This window comes from Bradyrhizobium sp. Crot121 (assembly GCF_059512385.1).
Genome location: NZ_JCAMOR010000570.1, coordinates 1 through 255, shown reverse-complemented (window position 1 = coordinate 255; position 255 = coordinate 1). Strand labels below are relative to the sequence as shown.

The window sequence follows — 255 nt, the reverse complement described above, 5'->3', positions numbered from 1 at the left end:
CGGCCGGGCTGCGAGAATGGCCGTGCCGTAATGGCTCGCCATCTCGGCATAGGTTCGGTTGAGGCCGGGATCGTGGCGGTCGGGATTGGTGACGGCGGCCTTGAGATTGTCGCAGACCACGAATGTCGGCGCGCCGCCGAGGGAGGCGAAAAGGTTGATGTGGAGGCGGATCCAGTCGGCGAGCCCCTCGCTTGGGCAGGCCTCGGCGTAGGTATAGTTGGAGGCGCCCATCGCCGCGACGAACAGCTTCATCGA

General features: G+C 65.9%; 1 pseudogene. It reads right to left on the bottom strand.

Annotation, left to right across the window (positions count from 1 at the left end):
* Nucleotides 1–255 (bottom strand): annotated as a pseudogene (locus tag AC5ZGW_RS47945) (IS21 family transposase); the annotation flags it as partial.